The organism is Neobittarella massiliensis (ex Bilen et al. 2018) (genome assembly GCF_014269355.1).
Classification (GTDB): domain Bacteria; phylum Bacillota; class Clostridia; order Oscillospirales; family Ruminococcaceae; genus Neobittarella; species Neobittarella massiliensis.
The window spans coordinates 39587-60821 of record NZ_JACOGI010000001.1 but is presented as its reverse complement, the minus strand read 5'-3'; the positions used below and the strand labels follow the sequence as shown (position 1 = coordinate 60821).

Sequence of the window (21235 nt, the reverse complement as noted above, 5' to 3'; positions counted from 1 at the left end):
GGACCGCCAGCGCCACCAGACGAAAAGACTGAAGGAGGCTACTTACCTATGGCCGATTATGCACATTTGAAAAATGGAAGTGACATCCGCGGCGTGGCGCTGGACGGGGTGCCGGGCGAGGCGGTGAACCTGACCGAGCAGGCCGCCCGCGACCTGGGCGCCGCCTTTGCGGTGTGGCTCGCAGACAAAAAGAAAAAGGCGACCGGGGCGCTGACGGTGGCGGTAGGCCGCGACTCGCGCCTGTCGGGGCCCAGCCTGCTGACAGCGGTGAGCGCGGGGCTGCGCGGCGCCGGTGTTACGGTATACGACTGCGCGATGGCCTCGACCCCGGCGATGTTTATGTCGACGGTGCTGCCGGGCCACGGCTACGACGGGGCCATTATGATCACCGCCAGCCATCTGCCGTTTAACCGCAACGGGCTGAAGTTTTTCATCTCGGACGGTGGGTTGGAGCACGAGGATATCGAGGCGCTGGTGGCGCTGGCGGCGGGAGAGCTGCCCAGCGGCGGCGACGGCGGCTGCCGCCAGGTAGACCTGATCAGCGATTATGCCGCCCACCTGGTGGAGAAGATCCGCGCCGGTATCGGCGGCGGAGAGCAGCCGCTCTCTGGCTTTAAGATCGCGGTGGACGCCGGCAACGGCGCCGGCGGTTTTTTTGCCACCAAGGTGCTGGCGGTGCTGGGGGCCGACATCTCGGCCTCGCAGTATCTGGAGCCGGACGGGTCGTTCCCCAACCACATCCCCAATCCCGAAAACGAGCAGGCTATGGAGGCCATCATCCGCGCCACCGTCGAAAACGGCTGCGACCTGGGGCTGATCTTCGACACCGACGTGGACCGCGCCGGGGCGGTGGACGCCGGCGGCCACGAGATCAACCGCAACCGGCTCATCGCGCTGCTGGCGGCCATTGTGCTGGAGGACTGCCCGGGCGGCACCATCGTCACCGACTCGGTCACCTCGTCGCATTTGGCGGCGTTCATCACCGACGAGCTGCACGGCGTGCACCGCCGCTTTAAGCGCGGCTACAAAAACGTGATCAACGAGGCCATCCGCCTGGAGAAGACGGGGGTGGCGGCGCCGCTGGCCATCGAGACCTCGGGCCACGGGGCGCTCAAGGAGAACTACTACCTGGACGACGGCGCCTACCTGTGCGCCAAGATCCTCATCAAGGCGGCCAAGCTGCGGGCCGAGGGCAAGACCATCGACAGTATGCTGGCCGACTTAAAAGAGCCGGCCGAGGCCGCCGAGCTGCGCTTTAAGATAGAGCTCGACGACTTTGCCCCCTATGGCAAGCAGGTGCTCTGCGACCTGGAGCAGTACGTGAATACCCAGCCGGGCTGGCAGATGGCCGCAGACAACTTTGAAGGCATTCGGGTAAACTTTACCGAGGCCGGGCAGCGGGGCTGGTTTTTGCTGCGCATGTCGCTGCACGACCCGATACTGCCTTTAAACATCGAGAGCGACGACGTCGGCGGGGCCAAAAAGATCGCCCAGCAGGTGTACGACTTTATAAAGAGCTATGACAAACTGGATCTGTCGCCCCTGGAGTGCTACATCCGCTAGCGGCGTACAGCGGGCGCCAGTAGTGGCTGACAGATACAGAAACGCCGCGGCCGGCAAGCTTTAGGGCCGAAAGCAGGCGGGGAACCTGGCTGTTCCCCGCCTGCTTTTTTTGCCTTTTAAGGGCATTGGGATGGCGCTCGGGGCCGCTTAGGGGGATGCCGGCGGGCGACTCAACCGGCGGTTGGGTGAAAACACAACCGCCGGTTGGGCAAAACAGGCGCTTTTCAACCACTGCTTTCTTCCGCCGGCGGCGCGGGGGCGGTATGATAGAGGCACCGGATAGAAATTGCCGCGGGGAGTTGGGGCGCGGCGGCGCATTGAGCAGCCGCCGGCCGCTTGCCGGACAGTTTTTAAAAACGCGCGGCCAGGCTGACGCCGGTGCGCTCTGCACCGGCAAGACCGGCAGGCCGGCCCACACCACGACGATAGAGGAGTGACCGATACGATGGAAAACACATTGGGCAAAAAGATCGCCACCCGGCGCAAGGAGAGAGGTTTTACCCAGGACGAGCTGGCCGAACAGTTGGCCGTATCGCCCCAGGCGGTGAGCAAGTGGGAGAACGATCTCTCCTGCCCCGACATACAGCTTTTGCCGAAACTGGCCGGGCTGCTTGGCTGCACTGTGGACGAGCTGCTGAGCGACCGCCCACAGCCGGACACCCAGCTGGTGCCCCCCGAACAGCGCAAGCGGGTGGAGGAGATGATGTTTCGGGTGGTGGTAAATTCCACCGATGGCGACCGGGTGCGCATCAATCTGCCCATGGCCCTGGTGAAGATGGCCCTGCAGATGGGCATGGAGGTGCCCCAGTTTGCCGGCAGCGAGGCACTGCGCGGGCTGGACCTGGAGCAGATCTTACAGATGGTGGACAGCGGCGTGATCGGCAAGCTGGTGGAGGTAGAGAGCAAGGACGGCGACGTGGTGGAAGTGGTGGTGGAGTAGGTGCGCATTTTGGTGCAGCAAAAGGGCGGGCCCAGCTTTTGGCTGGGGCTGCCCACCCGGCTGCTGTTTTGCAGGACCACGGCCCGGCTGGTAAGTGGGGCGCTGCAAAAGTACGCGCCCGCATACCTGCCCCGCTACACCTCCCAGCAGCTGCACCAGCTGTTTTTGGAGCTGCTGCGCATCAAGAAAAAGTACCGCCGGTTGGAGCTTTTGGACATCCGCTTCAAAGACGGCGCGGTGGTGCGCATACGCCTGTGACGGCGCGGTCTTGTATCTGGCGGGGGGCGGTGGTATACTGCTGCTAGACGGCGGGGCATACCGGCCCGGCCGCAGTGAGGAGGCGTATCGCAGGTGTTCTGGTTTATTTTGGTGACGGCACTGCTGTTGCCGGTAACGATGATCGCTTTTGGGGCGGCCTGGAAAAAGCACCCGCCGCGGGACGTAAACGGGGTCTATGGCTACCGCACGGCCATGTCGATGAAGAGCCAACAGACCTGGGACTTTGCCCACCAGTGCTGTGCCCGGTGGTGGTTTTGGACCGGACTTTTGCTGGCGGTGGTGACGGTATTGGTGCTGGTGCTGACGGAGGTGCTGTTTGACAGCCACAGCGAGACAGCCCTACTGTGGCTGATGGGGGTGCAGCTAGTGGCCATGCTGCTGTCGCTGCTGCCCACCGAGCGGGCACTGCGGCGGCGATTTGACCGCGACGGGCGGCCGCGGGACGGCATAGACGGGCAGTGACCGCACCGCCCGGCACACTGTGACCGGGTACCGGGGACTGGGGACCGGCTCCCCTTTTGCGTCCTGTAAGACGGATGCAGACGGATGCAGACGGATGCAGACAGATGCAGATCGATACAGACAGATGACCGAAAGAGGCGTCTTTATTCTCGCGCGGCGGGAATAAAGGCGCTTTTTTGATGGGACGATGGGGGCCGCTGCGCAGCGAGCTGGGGCGTTGGCTGGAGTTGGTTGGGATCGGCCAGGACGGTGTGGGGTGGGCTGGAGGTGGGACAAAGGTTGGCGGGGCGGCGCTGGGCCGCAGGGTGACGGCAGGTGGCGGTGGGTAGCAGCGGGCGACAGCAGGTGACAGCAGGTGACAGCGGCGGTCAGGGCTTTGCGGGCGGCGGCCCGCGGCTTATTTGTATGACGGCTCTCCCCTGTTTTTTGCCGGGTGATAGCGGGCGAAAAAAGCGCCCCCACTCTCTGATCAGAGTGGGGGCGCTTTATGGGCACAGCCGAGTCACTGCTGCTCGGGTGACTTATAGTGCTCGGACAGGCGGATGAGCTCGTTGCCCCAGTCGGGGTCTGCCTTGTAGCGCCGGTGCTCGCTGCACCACTCGGGCAGCAGATCGATCACCTTTTCTTTGTCGGGGTAGGCGCTCAGCAGCAGCACCTTGAGCTCTTTGGCGGTGATGGAGCCGGCGGCGCAGAGAAAGCTGAGGTCATTTTTGGCCGTTAGGCGCATGTGCGTCTCGGTGGCGAGAAAATCGCCCCGGGCACAGGCGGCGGAAAAGGGATTGTCGTCGCCGAGGATGCGGCCGAAGAGATAGTCGGGCCAGGAGGCGTGCATATCCTCTGCGCAGATGGTCTTGTAAAAACGGCCCCAGCAGCTGGCCAGCTGGGAAAAATCCTGCCCGAAGGCGCTGCACAGCGCATCGAGCGCCTGGGCGCCGGGAGACTGGGCCACCCGGTCGTACAGAGCCACCATATGCAGGTAGATCTTGACGGTATCGAACTTGTTCATGCCGCACCTCAACACAGGGGCCGCAGTATGTGCGGCCCGGAATTCTACTCTATTCTACCTTTTTTGCGCGCCGGTTGCAAACCGGTAAAACTGCACAAACCGGACCGACCAGATTTTACATAAAAAGTGACCACTGTCTTTTACGGCCGGCCTGCCGGGCCGCTATACTGGTGGTAGCAGCCGGCGCAGCGCCTGCTCGTCGAGCAGCTGTACCCGGTGGGCCGAGGCGCGGATGAGCCCCTCGTCCTGCAGCTGGCGCAGCGCCCGGTGCACACTGCGCAGGGTGATGCGCAAAATGTCGGCGGTCTCCTGTTTATCCAGCACCACTGTGCCGCCGGCGTCGGCGCTGTCCAGCAGCAGCTGGGCCACCTTTTGGCGCACCGTAAAGCTGCGGCGGGCGTCGACCCGGGGGACTTCCTCCAGCTGCAGGGCGGCCAGCTTGTGCAGCAGGTACATGCACAGCCAGTTCTCGCGGGCCAGCAGCGGCAAAAAGTCGGCTGCCGGGATGCGGTAGCCCCGGCAGTCGGTGGCGGCGTACACGGTGGTGGCGACGTTTTGGCCGCAGATGAGTTCCAATTCGCCGAAGAGCTCGCCGGGCAGGTAGCGGTGGAGGATGGTGGAGCCGCCGCGGCTGTCGAGTGTGCGCACCACCGCCTGACCGCTCTCGAGCAGATAGGCGCCGTCGGGCGGCTCGCCGGCCAGCAGGATGGCCCGCTCGGCCGGGGTGTGGAAGGACGGCAGCTGCGAGAGCAGACCGTGGCGCTCGAGCTGTGTGAGCAGATCCCCCATTTTAATCCCCCCCTTTTTAAGTACATCATACAAAATAGCCGGTTGCCCGTCAACCGGCGGCAGCGGCCGCTTTTAAGGCGGCAGAGAGGAGCACCTATGAAAAAGATCATCATCGACACCGACACCGCCTCGGACGACGCGGTAGCGCTGGTCATGGCCCTGCGGGAACCCGCTTTGGAGGTGTTGGCCATCACTGCGGTGGCCGGCAATGTGACGCTGGACCTGGCCACCAAAAACGCCTGTTTGGCGGCCACCTACGCCGACACCTACCTGCCGCCCATTTACGCCGGCGCTGAGCGTCCACTGGTGCGCGCGCTGAATACGGCCACCAACGTGCACGGCGAGGACGGTATGGGCGATATGCCGGCCGGTTTTTTTAAAGAGCCGGCGACGGAGCCGCAGCCGCAGCGGGCGGTGGATGCGATCATCGACCTGATAGCCGGCGGCGACGGCGATATCGAGCTGGTGACACTGGGGCCGCTGACCAACATTGCGCTGGCTATTTTGCAGGCGCCGGAGGTGATGAAAAAGGTGCCCCACATCACCATGATGGGCGGGGCCGCCTTTGCCGGCAATGCCAACCCCACCGCCGAATTTAACATTTGGGTGGACGCCGAGGCCGCCGACGTGGTGTTTGCCAGCGGCATCCCCATCACGATGGCCACCATTGAAGCCTGCTTTGGCAGCGCCAAATTTACGCCAGAAGAGATAGAGCAGCTGCAGCGCAGCCAGTCGGAGGTCGCGCACTTTTGCGCCGACTGCAATCGCACACTCATCGATCTAAATGCCAGCCTGCTGGGCGAGCCGGGGCTGGACCTGCCCGACCCCACCGCTATTGCCATTTTGGCCCGGCCGGAGCTGATACAGGGATACTTTACCGGCTATGCCCGGGTGGAGACTGCCGGCAGCGCGCTGACCGACGGCATGGTGGTGTGCGACCGGCGGGCGCCCCAGACGGTGCAGGCCATGGCTAAGGGCAGCAGCCTGCACCGGCACAACGCCACGGTGGTTTACGAGATAGATGGGCCCGCCTTCAAAGAGTACCTGCTGAGCCTGGTGCTGTAGGCCGACACGAGAGGAGCATACTGCATATGAGAAAGATCATCATCGATACCGATACCGCCTCGGACGACGCGGTGGCGCTGGTGTGCGCACTGCGCGACCCCCAGCTGCAGGTGGTGGCCATCACCACGGTGGCCGGCAACGTGCCGCTGGAGCTGGCCTCCTACAATGCCCGCATGAGCGTGGAATACGCCGGCACCTACGCGCCGCCCATTTACGCCGGCTGCGCCGGGCCGCTGTTTTGCCCGCTGGAGACCGCCGACCAGGTGCACGGCAAAGACGGGATGGGCGACTTAGACCAGACACCGGGCTGCACCCCGCTGCGCGCCTCCACCATCCCGCTGACGCCGGGACACGCGGTGGACGCGCTGATCGCACACATCGAGGCGGAAAAAGAGCCGATCGACCTGATCACCCTGGGGCCGCTGACCAACGTGGCTACCGCCATGCGCAAGGCGCCGGAGGTGATGAAAAAGCTGCGGCACATCACCATAATGGGCGGCGCACACCACTACCACAACCCCCACACCGTGTGCGCGGAATTCAACATCATGGTCGACCCGGAGGCGGCGGACATAGTGTGCACCTTTGGCGTGCCCATCACCATGGTGACACTGGAGGCCTGCGCCGGCAGAGCGCGGCTGGGGCCGGACATGATCGAAAAGCTGCGGGCCTGCGGCGAGATCGGCGACTTTTTTGTGGACTGCAACCGCACCATGATCGAAAACGCCCGCGCCGCCGAGGGGGTGCCCAGCTTTGACCTGCCCGACCCGGTGACGGTGGCGGTGTTCTCGCACCCGGAGATGGCCACTACCCGCTTTGAGAGCCACCTGCGGGTGGAGACCAAAGGCGACTACACCCGCGGTATGACGCTGTTTATAAAGCCGGACGACTTTTACAGCCTGACCCTGCCCGAGCCGCTGCCCCTGACCGCTGAGATCGTGACCGAGGTGGACCCCCAGCAGTTTTGGCAGTACCTGCTGGCCTGCGCCCGAAAGTGACGCCGACGCGCCGAAAACTGATATAGAGACAGTAGCGGGAGGCCGATGGGGCCCCCGCTTTTGTTTTGCGGCGAGGAAAATGCGGCGAGGCATGACAATTGTCATAGGTGGGTGAGCGGCAGCGGCGGTATACTGGGAAAAAAGAAAGGAGCGATACCATGATCACACAGATCTACGGCATTATCTCGAAGGAGCAGGCGCTGGCATGTTTGGAGGCCGGTGCCGACTACATTGGGCTGGTGCTCAACGACTCGATCAAAAAAGACCACGTGATGCTGCCGGAGGCCCTGGATATCTTTGCGGCAATCGGCGACCGGGCCAAAAAGGTGGCTATTTTAGACCTGGGGCTCTGCGGTGAGGAGGCCGTGCTGGCGCTGGCCAAAGAGCTGCGCCCCGACATTTTACACCTGTGCGGCAGTGTGACCACCAACCGCGATTTTTACCGGCGTTGCCGCCAGGAGATGCCGGGTATGGAGATCATGCAGGCGGTGGGGATGGTGGGGCCCGAGGCGGTGGACTTTGCCACTGCGCACGCCGAGTGGGCCGACTACTACATTTTAGACACGGTCAAGACCGGTGAGAGCGGCGTTGGGGCGGCGGGAGCCACCCACGACTGGAACCTGAGCCGCCAGATCGTGGAGGCGGTGGGCGACCGGGTAAAGGTGATCCTGGCCGGCGGGCTGGGGCCCCACAACGTGGCGGCAGCTATTGAGGCGGTGCGGCCCTACGGGGTGGACAGCCTGACGATGACCTCGATCGAAAAAGACGGCGTGTTTTTGGGCAAAGACGTGGAGAAGGTGCGGGAGTTCTGCCGTATCGCCCACACCTACTAGGCGCCGCATGGACGGGCAGATACTCTGTGTGGGGGACCTGAACCCGGACCTGGTGGTACCCTACGGGGAGATGAAACGGGCGCTGCGGCAGGACCTGCCCGGGCCGACGGCGCAGCTGCTGCCGGGCGGCGGGATGGGCAACACGGTGACCGCTCTGGGGCGCATGGGGCTGCGACCGCTTATTTTAGGTATGGTGGGAAACGACAGCACCGGCGACATGATTGCCGCCGACCTGCAGAAAAATGGCGTAGACACCCGCTTTTTGCGGCGGCAGCAGGCCCCAGCCATGGCAGTGGTGAGCGTGATCGAAGAGGACGGGGAAAAGGTGTTTTTTCAGTGGTTCCCCCCGGGGGGACAGGACAAAGCCTTTACCCCGGCGGACTTTTCCGAGCCGGTGTTGGAGCGTTGCAGCTTGCTGCACCTCAACGGAATGGTGGTGCAGGACGGCGGGCCCAGCGCCCGGGCAGTTACCGAATTTTGTGAGCTGGCGGCGGCGCGGGGGATACCGGTCTCGATAGACTTGAACCTGCGCTGTGCACAGTATCCCCTGACGCCGGAGCGCCGGGCGCTGTTGGGCCGGGTGCTGGCAGTGGCCAGCCACATTTTGGGCTCTGGCGCCGAGGAGTGGTGCACGCTGACGCCGGGGCGCACCAAGGAGCAGGCCGCCCGCCGCTGGGCCACCGCGCAAAACACTGTAGTGTGCCGGGACGGGGCACAGCCGGTGCTGCTGATAGACCGCCTGCACGAGAGCCGCCATGCCCCGCCGCCGGTGGAGGTGGTGAGCCGAAACGGCGCCGGCGACATGTTCGACGCGGGATACCTGGCCCGGCTGGCGGCCGGCGGCACACCGCGGGAGGCCGTTTTTCACGGTCTGGCGGTGGCGGCCCATGCGATCTCGCACCGGCAGCCGCGCAGCGTGCCGGGGCCGGCAGAACTCGCACATCTGCTGGCCTGTATAGACCCATAGCCGGGAGTTTAAGAGCAGCTCCCAGACCTGAATAGACCGGGGCGGCCTACTCTTAAAAAGTGTAGGCCGCCCCGACTTTATTTTTTCAGATACCGGAGATGACCTGCGCTGCCGGGCGGGGGACAAGAAAGCGGTACCCCTACCCCGCCCGAGCGGCCGCGGCTATTTTTTTGCGGGGCGCGGCGGCGCGTATCACTGGATCTCGTCAGCCAGTTTTTGCAGGGCGGGATGATCGCTGATGCGATAGCCGTCTGCCTGCTTTTGCAGCAGCCCCTGTTTTTGCAGGTCGCCCATGACGCGCAACAGGTGGCGGTAGGTGACCCCCAGATAGCGGGCAACACCGGTGAGCGGCTGGGAGAGCGGCGCCCCTTTGGGGATGACCAGCAGCAGATAGGCCGCCAGCCGATTTTTGAGCGGATAGGCCTGGCCGGCAGTGAACACGTCGCGGTTGGCAATAAGCTTGTGGCCCATGAGCTGACAGAGATGCTTTAAAAACAGCGCGTCGCCCAACAGCTTTTCGCGGCACTGTTTTAGCGGAAAGCCCAGACACCACACATCGGTCATGGCACAGGCCTCCTGTGGGCCGCACTGGGCGCCCACCAGTTCCAGCTCACCCAAGACCCCCTGCCCGGGCACCAGCTCTACGGTGCTGGTGCGGCCATTTTTTTGAGTGAGCGACACCGACACCTGCCCGGACATGACAAAATAGAGGCAGTCGACCGTGCCGTTTTCACGGTATAGGGCGGTCCCTTTTTTAAAATAATAAAGCTGGATATAGGGGCGGATATCAAATGAAAAAAGATGTTGTATACCGCTTTTACGGATAAAGTCGTCACGGCGCGCCCAGTTGGTGCTGCGCACAGCGATCACCTCCTGACCCCAGTATGCAGCAGCGGCGGCGGATATGCAAGTGGTGCGGCGCGGTTGGACGCAGCGCGGATCTTGTAGTAGGATAGGGATGTATATTGACAGCAGCGCCTTTTTACAGGGCATGGCCGGCGCCGGACGCCGGATGGGGAGGAAATGACAGTGCTGATACGAGACGGCGAGAGACGGCTGCGCGACTTTTCGCGGCAGAGCTACCGGGAAGAGGTGCGCGAGGTGGCCCCGGGCGTGTGGTTCGTGCTGGGGATGGGGCACAGCAACGCGGTGTTTATAGAGGGGCGCACCGGCGTGTTGCTGGTGGATACGCTGGACACGCTAAAGCGGGGCGAAAAGCTGCGGGCGGTGATAGGAGAAAAGACCGGCAAAGAGGTAAAGACCATCTTTTACACCCACGGGCACCCCGACCACCGGGGCGGCGCCGGGGCCTTTAGCGACAGCGTGTCGGAGATCATCGCCTTTGCGCCGGCGAACCCGGCCCTAAAATATAGTGGGTACCTGGAGGAGATCGGCCGGCGGCGGGGCGAGCGCCAGTTTGGCTACGGCCTGACCGACGAGGAGGCCATATCGCAGGGGATCGGCCCGCGGGAGGGCATTACCCACGGCGAGCACCGCGCTTTTGTGGCGCCGACGACGCTGTACCAGCAAAGCCGCGTGGTGCGGGAGATAGATGGGGTAAAAGTAGAGTTGGTGCGCCTGCCCGGCGAGGCCGAGGACGGCATGATGATATGGCTGGAACAGACGGGGGTGCTCTGCTGTGGCGACACCTACTACGGCTGTTTTCCCAACCTGTACGCGATACGGGGCGGGCAGTACCGCGATATTGCGGTGTGGATAGAGAGCCTTGAGACGCTGCGCAGTTACCCGGCGGTATGCCTGCTGCCAGGACACACCGGTGCGGTACTGGGCCGGGATCAGGTGGAGGCGACGCTAAAAAACTTTGCGGGTGCCTTTGACTACCTGCTGACCCATACGCTGGCGGGCATGAACGCCGGCAAGAGCGCCGAGGAATTGGCCGCCGAACTGGTGCTGCCGGCAAAGTACGCCGAGCTACCCTACCTGGCGGAGCACTACGGCTGTGTGGAGTGGACCATACGGGCCATTTACACCGCCTATTTGGGGTGGTTTGACGGCAACCCCACCCATCTGCACCCGCTGCCGCCGGCAGAGCACGCCCAGAAAATGGTGGTGCTGATGGGCGGGGCGCCGGCGGTGCTGCAGGCGGCCCAGCGCGCCGCCGCAGACGGCGAGCACCAGTGGTGCCTGCAGCTGTGCGACCTGCTTTTAGACAGCGGCGACCGGGAGACAGACCGCGCCGCCCGCGGGCAGAAGGCAGCCGCTCTGCGGGCGATGGCGGCGCTGGAGACCAGCGCCAACGGGCGGCACTACTACCTGGCCTGTGCCCGCGAGCTGGAGGAGGAGTAGGCGGGGCACCGGCACACCGGCGCGCCAGGCGACTGCGGGGGCGCTTATGGCCGAGATGCGGCGAGGCTCTCCCGCCTTTTGGCTGTTTTGAGCGGCGGTCAAGAGTGGAACACGGCCTTTTTATAGCTGTACTAAAAGCGGTGCTCTGTCAGGTGCGCCGGGACAAGCGGGGCGACTGGTATCGATATCTGTACAGAGCGGGTACTGAGCGCTGCAAACGCCCCTTATCCCCTGCCTGCCGAAGATCGATAGCAGGCAGCCCACCCGCTATCGATCCTATTTTAGGCGGCGGTTCGGCGCGCGGACGGAACGCGGACGGGCCGTGGCGCGGGCGGCTGATCCTGCGCAGGGCCTGCACCTGGGGCGGCAAGCGGTCGCCGCTGCATATGCCCGAGGTGAGAACCCCCCAACATCGGTGTGGTACCGGTTGTGGCCCTGATCGCAGTGATCTGCCGCTCTTTGCTATGTGGAGTAAGAGCTCTTCCCCGATAGGAGATGACGGGGGGCGCTATGGCAAGCGGTCGCCGCCTGTATTTTGGGCATGGCCGCCGTAAAAAGCAGCGATCCGGCTGCAAAAAGAGCCCCCCGTACCGAGACGGGGGGCTCTTTTTGGTCTGTAGGGCGCTGGAGGCAGAGTTTTTTTACCCGATGCGGTCAGCTCTCGGTGAGGATGCCGTCGAGAGCCAGGTTCACCTTGAGGACATTGACCCGCTCCTCGCCAAACACGCCCAGGAAACGGCCGGTGGTATAGCGGTCGATGACGGCCTGCACCTCGCTCTCGCTGACGCCGCGGGCAGCGGCGATGCGCGGCACCTGATAGGCGGCGGCTTTGGGCGATATCTCGGGGTCGAGGCCGCTGCCGGAACAGGTGACGAGATCGACGGGGATGTTGTCGGGATCGGCCTGCGGGTCGGCGGCGCGGAGCTTTTCGACGCGCTGGGCGATGAGCTGCTCGTACTCGTCGCTGGCGGGGCTGAGGTTGGAGGCCCAGGCGTACAGCACCGGCTGGCCGTTTTCATCGGTAAAGGTGCTGACGTCTACATACATGACCCGGCCCCAGAGGTGGCCGTCGTCGCTAAATTGCTGGCCCAGCAGCTCGGAGCCGTAGGTCTTGCCATCGATTTCGATGATGCTGCCACCGGCCTGGTGGGGAAAGAACAGCTGGCCGATACCGGTGACTGCCAGCGTGTAGATGAGGCCGCACAGCAAGCTCATGCAGAGCAGCAGACCGGCGGCGCGGGACAGAACTTTTTTCATGGGTGATCTTCCTCCTTAAAGCGGGGTAACTACAGGACGGCCAGCAGCGGGGCGACGACGAGATCGATGAGCTTGATGGCGATAAACGGCACGGCGATACCGCCCAGGCCGTACACCAGCAGATTGTGGCGCAGCAGCTTGCCGGCCGGCACCTCGCGGTATTTGACCCCTTTGAGGGCCAGCGGGATGAGGGCCACGATGATGAGGGCGTTGTAGATGAGCGCCGACAGGATGGCGCTGGCCGGGCTTTGCAGATGCATGATGTTGAGTACACCCAGCCCGGGGTAGAGGGCCATAAAGATGGCCGGAATGATGGCGAAGTACTTGGCGATATCGTTGGCGATGGAAAAGGTGGTGAGGCTGCCGCGGGTCATGAGCAACTGCTTGCCGATGCGCACGATATCGATGAGCTTGGTGGGCGAGGAGTCGAGATCGACCATATTGCCGGCCTCTTTGGCCGCCTGGGTGCCGGAGTTCATGGCCACTGCCACATCGGCCTGGGCCAGAGCGGGGGCGTCGTTGGTGCCGTCGCCGGTCATGGCCACCAGGTGGCCCTGCGCCTGATATTTGCGGATCATCTCGAGTTTTGCCTCGGGGGTGGCCTCGGCCAGGAAGTCGTCGACCCCGGCCTCGGCGGCGATGGCGGCGGCGGTGACCGGATTGTCGCCGGTGATCATGATGCTCTGGATGCCCATTTTGCGCAGGTCGGCAAATTTCTCTTTAACCCCGTCTTTTATGATGTCCTTTAGGTGGATGACCCCCAGTACACGGTGGTTTTTGGCCACCACCAGCGGGGTGCCGCCCTGACGGGCCACCTCGGCCACCAGCTGGCGGCACTGCTCGCTGTAGCTGCCGCCGCCCGCTTTGACGTAGCGCTCCACCGCCTCGGCGGCGCCTTTGCGCACCTGACAGCCGGGGTAGTCGACGCCGCTCATGCGGGTCTGGGCGGTAAAGGGGACAAAGGTGAGCTGATCTTTTGGCACCGACACGTCGCGGATACCGAATTTGCGCTTGGCCAGTACCACCACCGAACGGCCCTCGGGGGTCTCGTCGGCCAGGCTGGAGAGCTGTGCGGCCTCGGCCAGCTGGCGCTCGGTGCAGCCATCGACCGGTAAAAAGGCGGCGGCCTGACGGTTGCCCAGCGTGATGGTGCCGGTCTTATCCAAAAGCAGGATATCCACGTCGCCGGCGGCCTCGATGGCGCGGCCGCTCATAGCCAGGACATTGGCCTGGTTGAGCCGGCTCATACCGGCGATGCCGATGGCCGAGAGCAGCGCGCCGATGGTGGTGGGGGCCAGGCAGATGAGCAGCGCCACCAGCCACACCACCGAGGTGGGATTTTCCACCCCCAGCTGGCCGGCGGAAAACAGCGAGTAGGTGTAAAGCGACGCGGTGACCAGCACGAAGATGATGGACAGCGCCACCAGCAGGATCTCCAGCGCGACCTCGTTAGGGGTCTTTTTGCGGTCGGCCCCCTCGACCATGGCGATCATCTTGTCGAGAAAGCTCTGCCCGGCCTCCTGGGTGACCCGGACCACCAGCCAGTCGGAGAGCACGGTGGTGCCGCCGGTGACGGCGGAGCGGTCGCCGCCGGCCTCGCGGATGACCGGGGCCGACTCGCCGGTGATGGCGCTCTCATCTACCGAGGCGGCACCGGCCACCACTTCGCCGTCGGCGGCGATGAGCTCGCCGGCGCGGGCCAAAAACAGGTCTCCCTTTTTGAGCTGCGGGGCGGCGACGTCCTGAAAGTGGTCGCGGTCGTCGGGCGACTGCAGCAGGTGGGCGGTCATGTCGCGCTTGGAGGCGCGCAGCGTATCGGCCTGGGCTTTGCCGCGGCCCTCGGCTATAGCCTCGGCGAAGTTTGAAAACAGGGTGGTGAGCCAGAGGATGACGGCGATGGCGGCGATGTAGCCGGCGCCGACGATGCCGTCAGATACCCCACACAGCGCCAGTATGAACAGGGCGGTGGTGAGGATCGCCGAGAGGTAGACTAAGAACATGACCGGATTTTTTATCTGGTCTTTGGGGGCGAGTTTTAAAAAGGCATCTTTGATGGCCCGCCCCAGCATGGCGCGGCTGGAAAAGGCCGCTCTTTTTTGTTTTGCAAGCACAGATAACACCTACCTTTAGCCGAGGCCCAGCATCTGGGTGAATTCGGCGATGGGGCCCAATGCCAGCGCGGGGAAGAAGCTGAGCGCGCCGACGATGAGCACGATGAGGATGAGCAGGAACACGAACATAGCATTACTTGTGGAGAGCGTGCCGGCACTGGCCGCCACCCGCTTTTTCGCCGCCATGCTGCCGGCGATGAGAAGCGTGGCCACCATGGGCACGAAGCGGGCAAACAGCATGACCAGGCCCAGGCTGACATTTAAAAACGGGGTGTTGGCGTTAAAGCCGGCAAAGGCCGAGCCGTTGTTGCCGCCGCAGGATGAATAGGCGTAGAGCATTTCGGAAAAGCCGTGGGCACCGGCGTTGTTTAAGCTGGCGGCGGTGGAGGGCAGCATAGCGGCAATACCGCTGCCCACCAGGATGGCGATGGGGGTGGCCAGGCACACCAGCACGGCCATACGCATCTCTTTGGGGCCGATCTTTTTGCCCAGGTACTCGGGCGTGCGGCCCACCATGAGCCCGGCGATGAATACGGTGAGCAGCACAAAGCCCAGCATGCCGTACAGGCCGCAGCCCACACCGCCGAATATCACCTCGCCCAGCTGCATGAGCAGCATGGGGACCATGCCGCCCAGGGGGGTGTAGCTGTCGTGCATGGAGTTGACCGAGCCGTTGGAGGCGGCGGTGGTGAACGCCGCCCAGGTAGAGGAGGTGGCGATGCCGAAGCGGGTCTCTTTACCCTCCATATTGCCGCCGGCGTAGCCCTGCTCGGCGGTTATCTGCACCGCCCCGTTTTGGGCCAGCTGGGGGGTGGCCTGATGCTCGTTTATGGCGACCACCGACAGGGCGGCGATGAGCACCAGCGTCATGGCCACCAGGATGGCTACCCCCTGCTTTTTGTTTTTGACGCTGCGGCCAAAGGAGATGCACAGCGCGGCGGGGATGAGCAGCAGGGAGATCATCTCGATGAGGTTGGTGGCGGGGTTGGGATTTTCAAACGGGTGGGCGGAGTTGTTTCCCAGCACCCCGCCGCCGTTGGTGCCCACCTGTTTGGGCGCTACCTGGCTGGCCTGGGGGAACAGCGGGACCGCCTGCTTGGTGACGATCTTGGCGCCGTCTACCGGGCGGCCGTCCAGAGTGACGGTGCCGGCGTCGAGGTCGATCTTTGCCCCCTCGATCACCTCTCCCTGCTGGGAGACGGCGATAGGCTCGAGCAGGTCGACTGTTTTGCTCTCGCCCAGCGACTGGGGCACGCCCAGCGCCACCAGGGCGATGGACATGACAAAGCACAGCGGCAGCAGCACGTACACCACGCTGCGCACCAGGTCGGCCCAGAAGTTGCCGATACCTTTGGCCTTTATGCGCACAAAGCCGCGGATGATAGCAAACAGCACGGCGATGCCTACCCCGGCAGAGACGAAGTTTTGCACGGTGAGACCCAGAGCCTGTGAGAAGCTGGAGAGCGCTACCTCGCCGGAATAGGCCTGCCAGTTGGTGTTGGTGATAAAGCTGACGGCGGTGTTAAAGGCAAGATGCCAGCTCATGCCGTCGACATTTTGCGGGTTCCAGGGAAGAATGTTTTGGAATTTGAGAATCAGTGTGAGCACAGCCAGGCTGATGGCGGAGAAGGCCAGCGCGCAGCCGGCGTATCTCTTCCAGTTCATATCCTCCTGGCTGTCGATGTGCAGCAGGCGGTACAGGCCGCGCTCACAGGGGGCCAGCAGCCGGGTGAGCACAGTCTTTTCCCCGCCCATGGCTTTGCTGATATAGATGCCCAGCGGGATCGCCAGTGCCAGCAGTACTGCAATGTACAGCACATATTGTAGAGTTGCATGCATGGTCAGCTATCCTCCTTCATCAGGACGCGCCCCAGATAGACCAGGACCGCCACCGTTAAGATACCAATACCGATTATGACGATTTGCACAGATGCTCCCTCCTTCTTTCGTGGACTATCATAGCGCAAAAAAAATAAGGGTGGCGTTAGGGCCGACGGCGATCCGGTTAAGAGCGTGTTAAAGTGCGTGGCAGTAGTGGGGCGGTGGTGGGGCGGGAGGACGGGTGGGGGCGGGCGGGTGCAGGGCGGTGCAGGCGGGGCTCCAGGGCATAGTGGCATAGGGACACGGCAGTATAGGGGCGCGGGGACGCTGCCCGGGGAACAAGGTGGTGCGAAGGGGGCAAAAGAGCGGGGCGAGCAAAACGGCTTGAGACAGCGTGATGCGGGGGACCTGGCGGTAAAACGGCGCTAAAAAAGCCCCGGCCAAAATATGGCCGGGGCTTTTGGGGATGGAAAAAGGCGGTGTTTTAGAGATCTTTTTGCATGACGAAGTTTTGCAGGGTGAGCCCGCCGCGCTCGACCTGCTGGGCGCGCAGCACCCGGTAACCGCGGCGTTCGAAAAAGGGACGAGCGGTGATGGAGGCGTGGGTGGTGATGGCCGCGACTGGATAGTGCCGCTCGAGCTGATCGCACAGCGCGGTGGCGATACCCTGATGTTGGTAGCGGTGGTGGACATAGAGGCGGTCGAGATAGCCGGTGGCATCGATATCGCCAAAACCGATCACCGTGTCGCCGCTGACGGCCACCATGGTATAGTGGCTGCGAAAAGAACGGTCCCACCCCACTTTATCTATTTGGCCGGTGGCCCACACGGCCAGTTGGTCGGGGGTGTAATCGGCGGCACAGACGGTGTGTACGGTCTGATAAAACAGGCCGGCGATCTGGTCGATATCGGACGGCTGATAGGGGCGGATGTGCATGGGAAGCTCCTTTACATGTCTACAGGTGGCTAATATGGGCGGGCGAACATATTAGGGGCGGCAGAAGTAAACACTCTCTCGAGCGCCCGCTTCTAGGCGTGGGAGAGGATGGGGAACATGCGCTGCTGACCGGTGAACAGGTCTTCCCCGCCGCCGCGGATGAACAGCGTGTCGCCGTCGGTAATGGGGGCAGCGGTCATACCGGCGGTATCATCGGGGGTAAAGCCCAGCACGGCGGTGGTAGTGGCGGGGCCGGCCAGCTGGGGCAGCAGCTCGGGCAGCGGCAGCGAGGCCGGTCCAAATATGTCAAAGCAGTAGAGGGTGTCGCCATCCTGGGCTGCGAGGCAGACCACATCGAGCTGCGGACTGTAGTAGACGCTATTTTTCATGGGGCCGAGGCAGTAGAACATGAGCAGCCCGAAATTGTTTTTCCAGGTGAGCTGGGCGCAGGGGTTGCCGGCCTGATAGCAGCGCTGCAACAGGCGCACGCTTTTGGTGCGGGACATATCCAGCTGGTGAAAACTGCTGGGCGCGGCAGTGACCGGCAGCGCGTATTGGTACTGGGGGCAGCGGACAAAGCCAAACTTGGGATAGAAATCGAGCACCGAGTCATTGGCAAAGAGATAGACCGCGGCGTTGTCGTCGTCCCAGTCGGCCAGTGCGCGCTCGAGCAACCGGCGGGCCAGGCCTTGGCCGCGATAGGCCGGATCGGTCATGACGGTGCCCAGCTGGATATAGTGTCGAGTCTTTTTTTGCCACACGATATCCATGGTGTTGATCGACACGTTGGCGACTACCCGACCACCGTCGGCCAACACGTAGGGGATGTAGCGGTCGGTCCAGTAGCCGGCTTTGTACCAGCTGTCAAAGGCGATATCGAAGGTGCGCCGAGCCAGCTTCATAAAGCTGCGGCGCAGGGCAGTGCTTTGGCGGATGCCAGTTTGCAGAGTATGCTGCATGGATGAGGTCTCCCCTTTTTTTCGTTACTACCAGCATACCTGAAAATGGGGGCGCTGTAAAGATGGTGCGCTAGGGGCGGTGGCTGGCGGGGCGGTAGTGGTAGCGCAACAGCAGGGCCGAGTGGATGATGACCACCACCGAGCCGGCATTATGTACCAGCGCCCCCACCACCGGGCCCAGCAGGCCAGTCATGGCCAGGAGGATAGCCAAGAAATTGAGGGCCATAGAGAAAGCCATATTGGTGCGGATGGTACGCATCATGCGGCGGGACAGGGCCAACAGGTGGGGCAGCGCCGAGATATCGTCGCGGACCAGGGCGATATCGGCGGCATCTACGGCGATATCGCTGCCGATGCCGCCCATAGCAATACCCACCTGTGCGGTTTTGAGGGCTGGGGCGTCATTGATGCCGTCACCCACCATGCAGACCGGTCGACCCTGGTGCTGCAGGTCGCTGATGACCTGTAATTTGTCTTGCGGTCGACAGCTGGCCCGGTACTGGGTGATGCCCAGTTGGGCGGCGATATGGCCCGCCGCCTGGGGGTGATCGCCGGTGAGCAGCAGTGGAGCGACACCCAGATCTTTCAGCTGGGCCACTGTTTGGGCGGCGCTGGGGCGCAAAGTATCGGCCAGAGCGGCAAAGCCGACATAGGCTCCATCGACGGCGATGTGGATGAGGGTGCACCCCTGATCGGCGTAGTGCGTGCCCTGACCAGTGGGGACAGCGATACCCCGGTCGGAAAGCAGGACCGGATTGCCGGCCAGCACTGTGCAGCCGTCGACTACCGCCTGGACCCCTAAACCGGGGAGCATTATAAACTGCTGGGGCTGGGGTATAAAATAGCCCTGACGGCGGCAGCCGTCGACCAACGCCCGGCCCAGTGGATGTTCACTGCGCAGTTCGGCGGCAGCAGCCAAACTGTACAGCTGCTCGTTGGAGATAGCGGGGACGGCACTGCGGACGGCCACCGCTTGGGGACGGCCATAGGTGAGCGTACCGGTCTTATCGAAGGTGAGACAGCGTATTTGGGACAGGCGCTCAAAGGCGTCGCCCTGACGGACCAACACCCCGTATTTGGTGGCGTTACCGATGGCAGCCATGATGGCCGTAGGGGTGGCCAGCACCAGCGCGCAGGGACAGAACACCACCAGGATAGTGACTGCACGGATGACCTGTGCGGTGATGAGCCAGGTGAGGCCAGCCGCGGTCAGGGCGATGAGCACGATCCAGGTGGCCCAGCGGTCAGCTATACCGACGATCTTGGCTTTGCCGGCATCGGCCGACTGGACCAGGCGCACCATGCGCTGGATGGAGCTGTCCTCCCCCACCCGGACGGCGCGCATCTCGAAGGCGCCGAACTGATTGGTGGTGCCGCTCTGCACCAGGTCGCCCACCGCTTTATCGACCGGCAGAGACTCACCGGTCATGACTGACTCGTCGACCGAAGTGGCACCGGCGGTGATGACACCATCGGCGGGGATCGCCTCGCCGGGCAGTACCCGCAGCACATCATCGACCTGTACTCGCCGGGCAGGGATCACCGTCTCAGATCCATTTTTGAGCACACGGGCGGTGCGGGGGGTGAGATGGACCAGCTTTTCGAGACCGGCACGGGCTCTGGATACGGTGAGATCTTCGAGCAGGGCGCCCAGCTGCATGATGAAGGCCACCTCGCCGGCTGCAAATATTTCACCAATAGCCACCGAGGCGATGAGCGCCACAGAGACCAGCAGGTCGGCTTTGATATCGAAGGCGGTGATGAGACCGATAACGGTCTCGAGCAGGATAGGCACACCGCAGAGCAGGATGGCTACCCAGGCCGCATCCAGTGGCAAAGGCAGCAGGTGAAATATACTGGCAAGCAGTCCCAGCGCTGACAGTGTCAGGCAGGTGATGTCTTTTTTTATACCGCCCCACGCCAGCAGAGCCTCGAGTTTTTTCATGATGACACCTCTCTTTTCGTCTATATACTTATAGGGGTATAGGTTCTATTTGCATTATATACCTATAGGGGTATACCCTGTCAAGCAGACAAAAAAAGAACAGCCGTAAAATCGGCTGTTTACAGGTGCATATAGACACCTCTGTGCGGCGGGCACAGGGGTGTACATCTAGATCATATTGGCAAAGCGCTCGACAGCTTTGGTGAAGTTTTTGATAGTGGCGTCAGCATCGCCATGCTCGATACCGTCGCGCACACAGTGGTTGATATGCCCCTCCAGCACTACCTGGCCCACCTTATGCAGCGCCGATTTAGCGGCGTTTATTTGGGAGAGGATATCCTCACAGGGAATGTCTTCATCGACCATGCGGTCGATCGCCTGTACTTGGCCGACGATCTTTTTTAAGCGGCGGTGCAGATTTTCTGCATCCATACATTGTTTCATGGCAGACGCCTCCTACTACTGCCCTGCGGAGCAGGTGTTTTCTTTGATTATGGGGTGGCGTGTAGATTTTGTCAAGACGGCAACGGCCTAAAAGTCGGGAGATCCGGGAGGCCGCGCAGGTCGGTCAGTGGGACTCGGACAGCAGTTTGGGCTCGATCTCCAAGGCGTCGGTGCTGTCGAACAGGGCGGTCAGGGCTGGCGGTGCGGACAACTGCGGCACCTCGATCTGGCTGCCCCCCCCCCCACAAATGCCGGCAATGGGAGATACTTATATCCATCTGGTAACAGCGCTCACTCTGATCAGCCATTTACTCCACCTGCCTCTAACCTACTGCAGAGGATCTAGCCACCTGTTCGGGTTCTGCTATACTGAGCGGTTGCCATACTAAAAATTGCAAAAATTTATTCAGATAGAGCAAAACAAAGATTTTTGAATGACGGGGCGCACTGGGCTGAAACTGCGATATAGGCGAATACAATCGCAGGCAAGCATTGAGCGTTTTGGGGCAAAGCGGTCGTCTGGTAAAAGAGTTGCCGGGAGACAAAAAGTAC

19 protein-coding genes are annotated in these 21235 nt (G+C 62.8%); 9 read left to right on the top strand and 10 right to left on the bottom strand.

The genetic code is table 11. The annotated features are described in order from the left end of the window. Positions 1-48: 48 nt before the first annotated feature. From H8K20_RS00270 to H8K20_RS00255, 4 genes are all read left to right on the top strand, one after another. Positions 49-1563, top strand: a complete 1515-nt coding sequence (locus tag H8K20_RS00270) for a phosphohexomutase domain-containing protein (protein ID WP_186487092.1) — start codon at positions 49-51, stop codon at positions 1561-1563. A gap of 445 nt (positions 1564-2008) precedes the next feature. Beyond that, on the top strand, positions 2009-2503 hold the full coding sequence (locus H8K20_RS00265) for a helix-turn-helix domain-containing protein (protein WP_186487091.1): 495 nt from the start codon (positions 2009-2011) through the stop codon (positions 2501-2503). Continuing rightward, positions 2504-2761 carry a hypothetical protein gene (locus tag H8K20_RS00260; protein WP_186487089.1) on the top strand — a complete coding sequence of 86 codons (258 nt, stop codon included), beginning with the start codon at positions 2504-2506 and terminating at the stop codon, positions 2759-2761. A 93-nt stretch (positions 2762-2854) separates the two neighbouring features. Further along, positions 2855-3244 (top strand): SdpI family protein, encoded by a 390-nt coding sequence (locus H8K20_RS00255; protein ID WP_105203166.1) that lies wholly within the window; start codon positions 2855-2857, stop codon positions 3242-3244. Positions 3245-3746: 502 nt separating this feature from the next. Here the strand turns inward: H8K20_RS00255 and H8K20_RS00250 are convergent. Then, entirely contained in the window at positions 3747-4250 is a 504-nt protein-coding gene (locus H8K20_RS00250; RefSeq protein ID WP_105203165.1) for a hypothetical protein, read from the bottom strand. Between the two features lie 162 nt (positions 4251-4412). Beyond that, positions 4413-5039 carry a Crp/Fnr family transcriptional regulator gene (locus tag H8K20_RS00245; protein ID WP_186487087.1) on the bottom strand — a complete coding sequence of 209 codons (627 nt, stop codon included), beginning with the start codon at positions 5037-5039 and terminating at the stop codon, positions 4413-4415. Positions 5040-5135: 96 nt separating this feature from the next. Between H8K20_RS00245 and H8K20_RS00240 the strand changes: the two genes are divergently transcribed. The 4 genes from H8K20_RS00240 to H8K20_RS00225 all read left to right on the top strand — a co-directional run bounded on the left by H8K20_RS00240 (position 5136) and on the right by H8K20_RS00225 (position 8902). Next, complete coding sequence (locus H8K20_RS00240) at positions 5136-6104, top strand: nucleoside hydrolase (RefSeq protein WP_186487085.1); 969 nt, start codon at positions 5136-5138, stop codon at positions 6102-6104. A 26-nt stretch (positions 6105-6130) separates the two neighbouring features. After that, complete coding sequence (locus H8K20_RS00235) at positions 6131-7102, top strand: nucleoside hydrolase (protein ID WP_186487083.1); 972 nt, start codon at positions 6131-6133, stop codon at positions 7100-7102. A 158-nt stretch (positions 7103-7260) separates the two neighbouring features. After that, positions 7261-7935: a phosphoribosylanthranilate isomerase gene (locus H8K20_RS00230; RefSeq protein ID WP_105203162.1), complete on the top strand. Its 675-nt coding sequence runs from the start codon at positions 7261-7263 to the stop codon at positions 7933-7935. A gap of 7 nt (positions 7936-7942) precedes the next feature. Then, a complete protein-coding gene (locus H8K20_RS00225) occupies positions 7943-8902 on the top strand; it encodes a carbohydrate kinase family protein (protein WP_186487081.1) in 960 nt (319 codons plus the stop codon). Between the two features lie 192 nt (positions 8903-9094). Here H8K20_RS00225 and yeiL read toward each other — a convergent pair whose 3' ends face one another. Then, complete coding sequence (gene yeiL / locus H8K20_RS00220; RefSeq protein WP_186487079.1) at positions 9095-9763, bottom strand: transcriptional regulator YeiL; 669 nt, start codon at positions 9761-9763, stop codon at positions 9095-9097. A 168-nt stretch (positions 9764-9931) separates the two neighbouring features. On the opposite strand from yeiL, the gene H8K20_RS00215 reads away from it, so the two are divergent. Beyond that, on the top strand, positions 9932-11209 hold the full coding sequence (locus H8K20_RS00215) for an alkyl sulfatase dimerization domain-containing protein (protein WP_186487077.1): 1278 nt from the start codon (positions 9932-9934) through the stop codon (positions 11207-11209). Positions 11210-11863: 654 nt separating this feature from the next. On the opposite strand, the gene kdpC is transcribed toward H8K20_RS00215, so the two are convergent. From kdpC to H8K20_RS00180, 7 genes are all read right to left on the bottom strand, one after another. Further along, entirely contained in the window at positions 11864-12466 is a 603-nt protein-coding gene (gene kdpC, locus H8K20_RS00210; RefSeq protein WP_186487075.1) for a potassium-transporting ATPase subunit KdpC, read from the bottom strand. 29 nt (positions 12467-12495) lie between these two features. Next, a complete protein-coding gene (gene kdpB, locus H8K20_RS00205) occupies positions 12496-14535 on the bottom strand; it encodes a potassium-transporting ATPase subunit KdpB (RefSeq protein ID WP_105203639.1) in 2040 nt (679 codons plus the stop codon). 57 nt (positions 14536-14592) lie between these two features. Beyond that, positions 14593-16416, bottom strand: coding sequence for a potassium-transporting ATPase subunit KdpA (gene kdpA, locus H8K20_RS00200; RefSeq protein WP_186487073.1), 1824 nt, complete (start codon positions 16414-16416; stop codon positions 14593-14595). Between the two features lie 466 nt (positions 16417-16882). Further along, complete coding sequence (locus H8K20_RS00195) at positions 16883-17335, bottom strand: GNAT family N-acetyltransferase (RefSeq protein WP_186487071.1); 453 nt, start codon at positions 17333-17335, stop codon at positions 16883-16885. Positions 17336-17427: 92 nt separating this feature from the next. Next, positions 17428-18294, bottom strand: a complete 867-nt coding sequence (locus H8K20_RS00190) for a GNAT family N-acetyltransferase (protein ID WP_186487069.1) — start codon at positions 18292-18294, stop codon at positions 17428-17430. A gap of 70 nt (positions 18295-18364) precedes the next feature. Continuing rightward, complete coding sequence (locus H8K20_RS00185; RefSeq protein WP_186487067.1) at positions 18365-20239, bottom strand: heavy metal translocating P-type ATPase; 1875 nt, start codon at positions 20237-20239, stop codon at positions 18365-18367. 168 nt (positions 20240-20407) lie between these two features. Beyond that, a complete protein-coding gene (locus H8K20_RS00180; protein ID WP_105203152.1) occupies positions 20408-20683 on the bottom strand; it encodes a metal-sensing transcriptional repressor in 276 nt (91 codons plus the stop codon). Positions 20684-21235 lie beyond the last annotated feature (552 nt).

What these genes read in the sequence shown, in the direction of transcription:
- kdpC (WP_186487075.1), bottom strand. Translation starts at nt 12,466, where the DNA reads ATGAAAAAAGTTCTGTCCCGCGCCGCCGGTCTGCTGCTCTGCATGAGC.
- H8K20_RS00265 (WP_186487091.1), top strand. Translation starts at nt 2,009, where the DNA reads ATGGAAAACACATTGGGCAAAAAGATCGCCACCCGGCGCAAGGAGAGA.
- H8K20_RS00235 (WP_186487083.1), top strand. Translation starts at nt 6,131, where the DNA reads ATGAGAAAGATCATCATCGATACCGATACCGCCTCGGACGACGCGGTG.
- H8K20_RS00180 (WP_105203152.1), bottom strand. Translation starts at nt 20,683, where the DNA reads ATGAAACAATGTATGGATGCAGAAAATCTGCACCGCCGCTTAAAAAAG.
- H8K20_RS00240 (WP_186487085.1), top strand. Translation starts at nt 5,136, where the DNA reads ATGAAAAAGATCATCATCGACACCGACACCGCCTCGGACGACGCGGTA.
- H8K20_RS00195 (WP_186487071.1), bottom strand. Translation starts at nt 17,335, where the DNA reads ATGCACATCCGCCCCTATCAGCCGTCCGATATCGACCAGATCGCCGGC.
- H8K20_RS00245 (WP_186487087.1), bottom strand. Translation starts at nt 5,039, where the DNA reads ATGGGGGATCTGCTCACACAGCTCGAGCGCCACGGTCTGCTCTCGCAG.
- H8K20_RS00190 (WP_186487069.1), bottom strand. Translation starts at nt 18,294, where the DNA reads ATGCAGCATACTCTGCAAACTGGCATCCGCCAAAGCACTGCCCTGCGC.
- H8K20_RS00250 (WP_105203165.1), bottom strand. Translation starts at nt 4,250, where the DNA reads ATGAACAAGTTCGATACCGTCAAGATCTACCTGCATATGGTGGCTCTG.
- kdpB (WP_105203639.1), bottom strand. Translation starts at nt 14,535, where the DNA reads ATGCTGGGGCGGGCCATCAAAGATGCCTTTTTAAAACTCGCCCCCAAA.
- kdpA (WP_186487073.1), bottom strand. Translation starts at nt 16,416, where the DNA reads ATGCATGCAACTCTACAATATGTGCTGTACATTGCAGTACTGCTGGCA.
- H8K20_RS00270 (WP_186487092.1), top strand. Translation starts at nt 49, where the DNA reads ATGGCCGATTATGCACATTTGAAAAATGGAAGTGACATCCGCGGCGTG.
- H8K20_RS00225 (WP_186487081.1), top strand. Translation starts at nt 7,943, where the DNA reads ATGGACGGGCAGATACTCTGTGTGGGGGACCTGAACCCGGACCTGGTG.
- H8K20_RS00185 (WP_186487067.1), bottom strand. Translation starts at nt 20,239, where the DNA reads ATGAAAAAACTCGAGGCTCTGCTGGCGTGGGGCGGTATAAAAAAAGAC.
- H8K20_RS00230 (WP_105203162.1), top strand. Translation starts at nt 7,261, where the DNA reads ATGATCACACAGATCTACGGCATTATCTCGAAGGAGCAGGCGCTGGCA.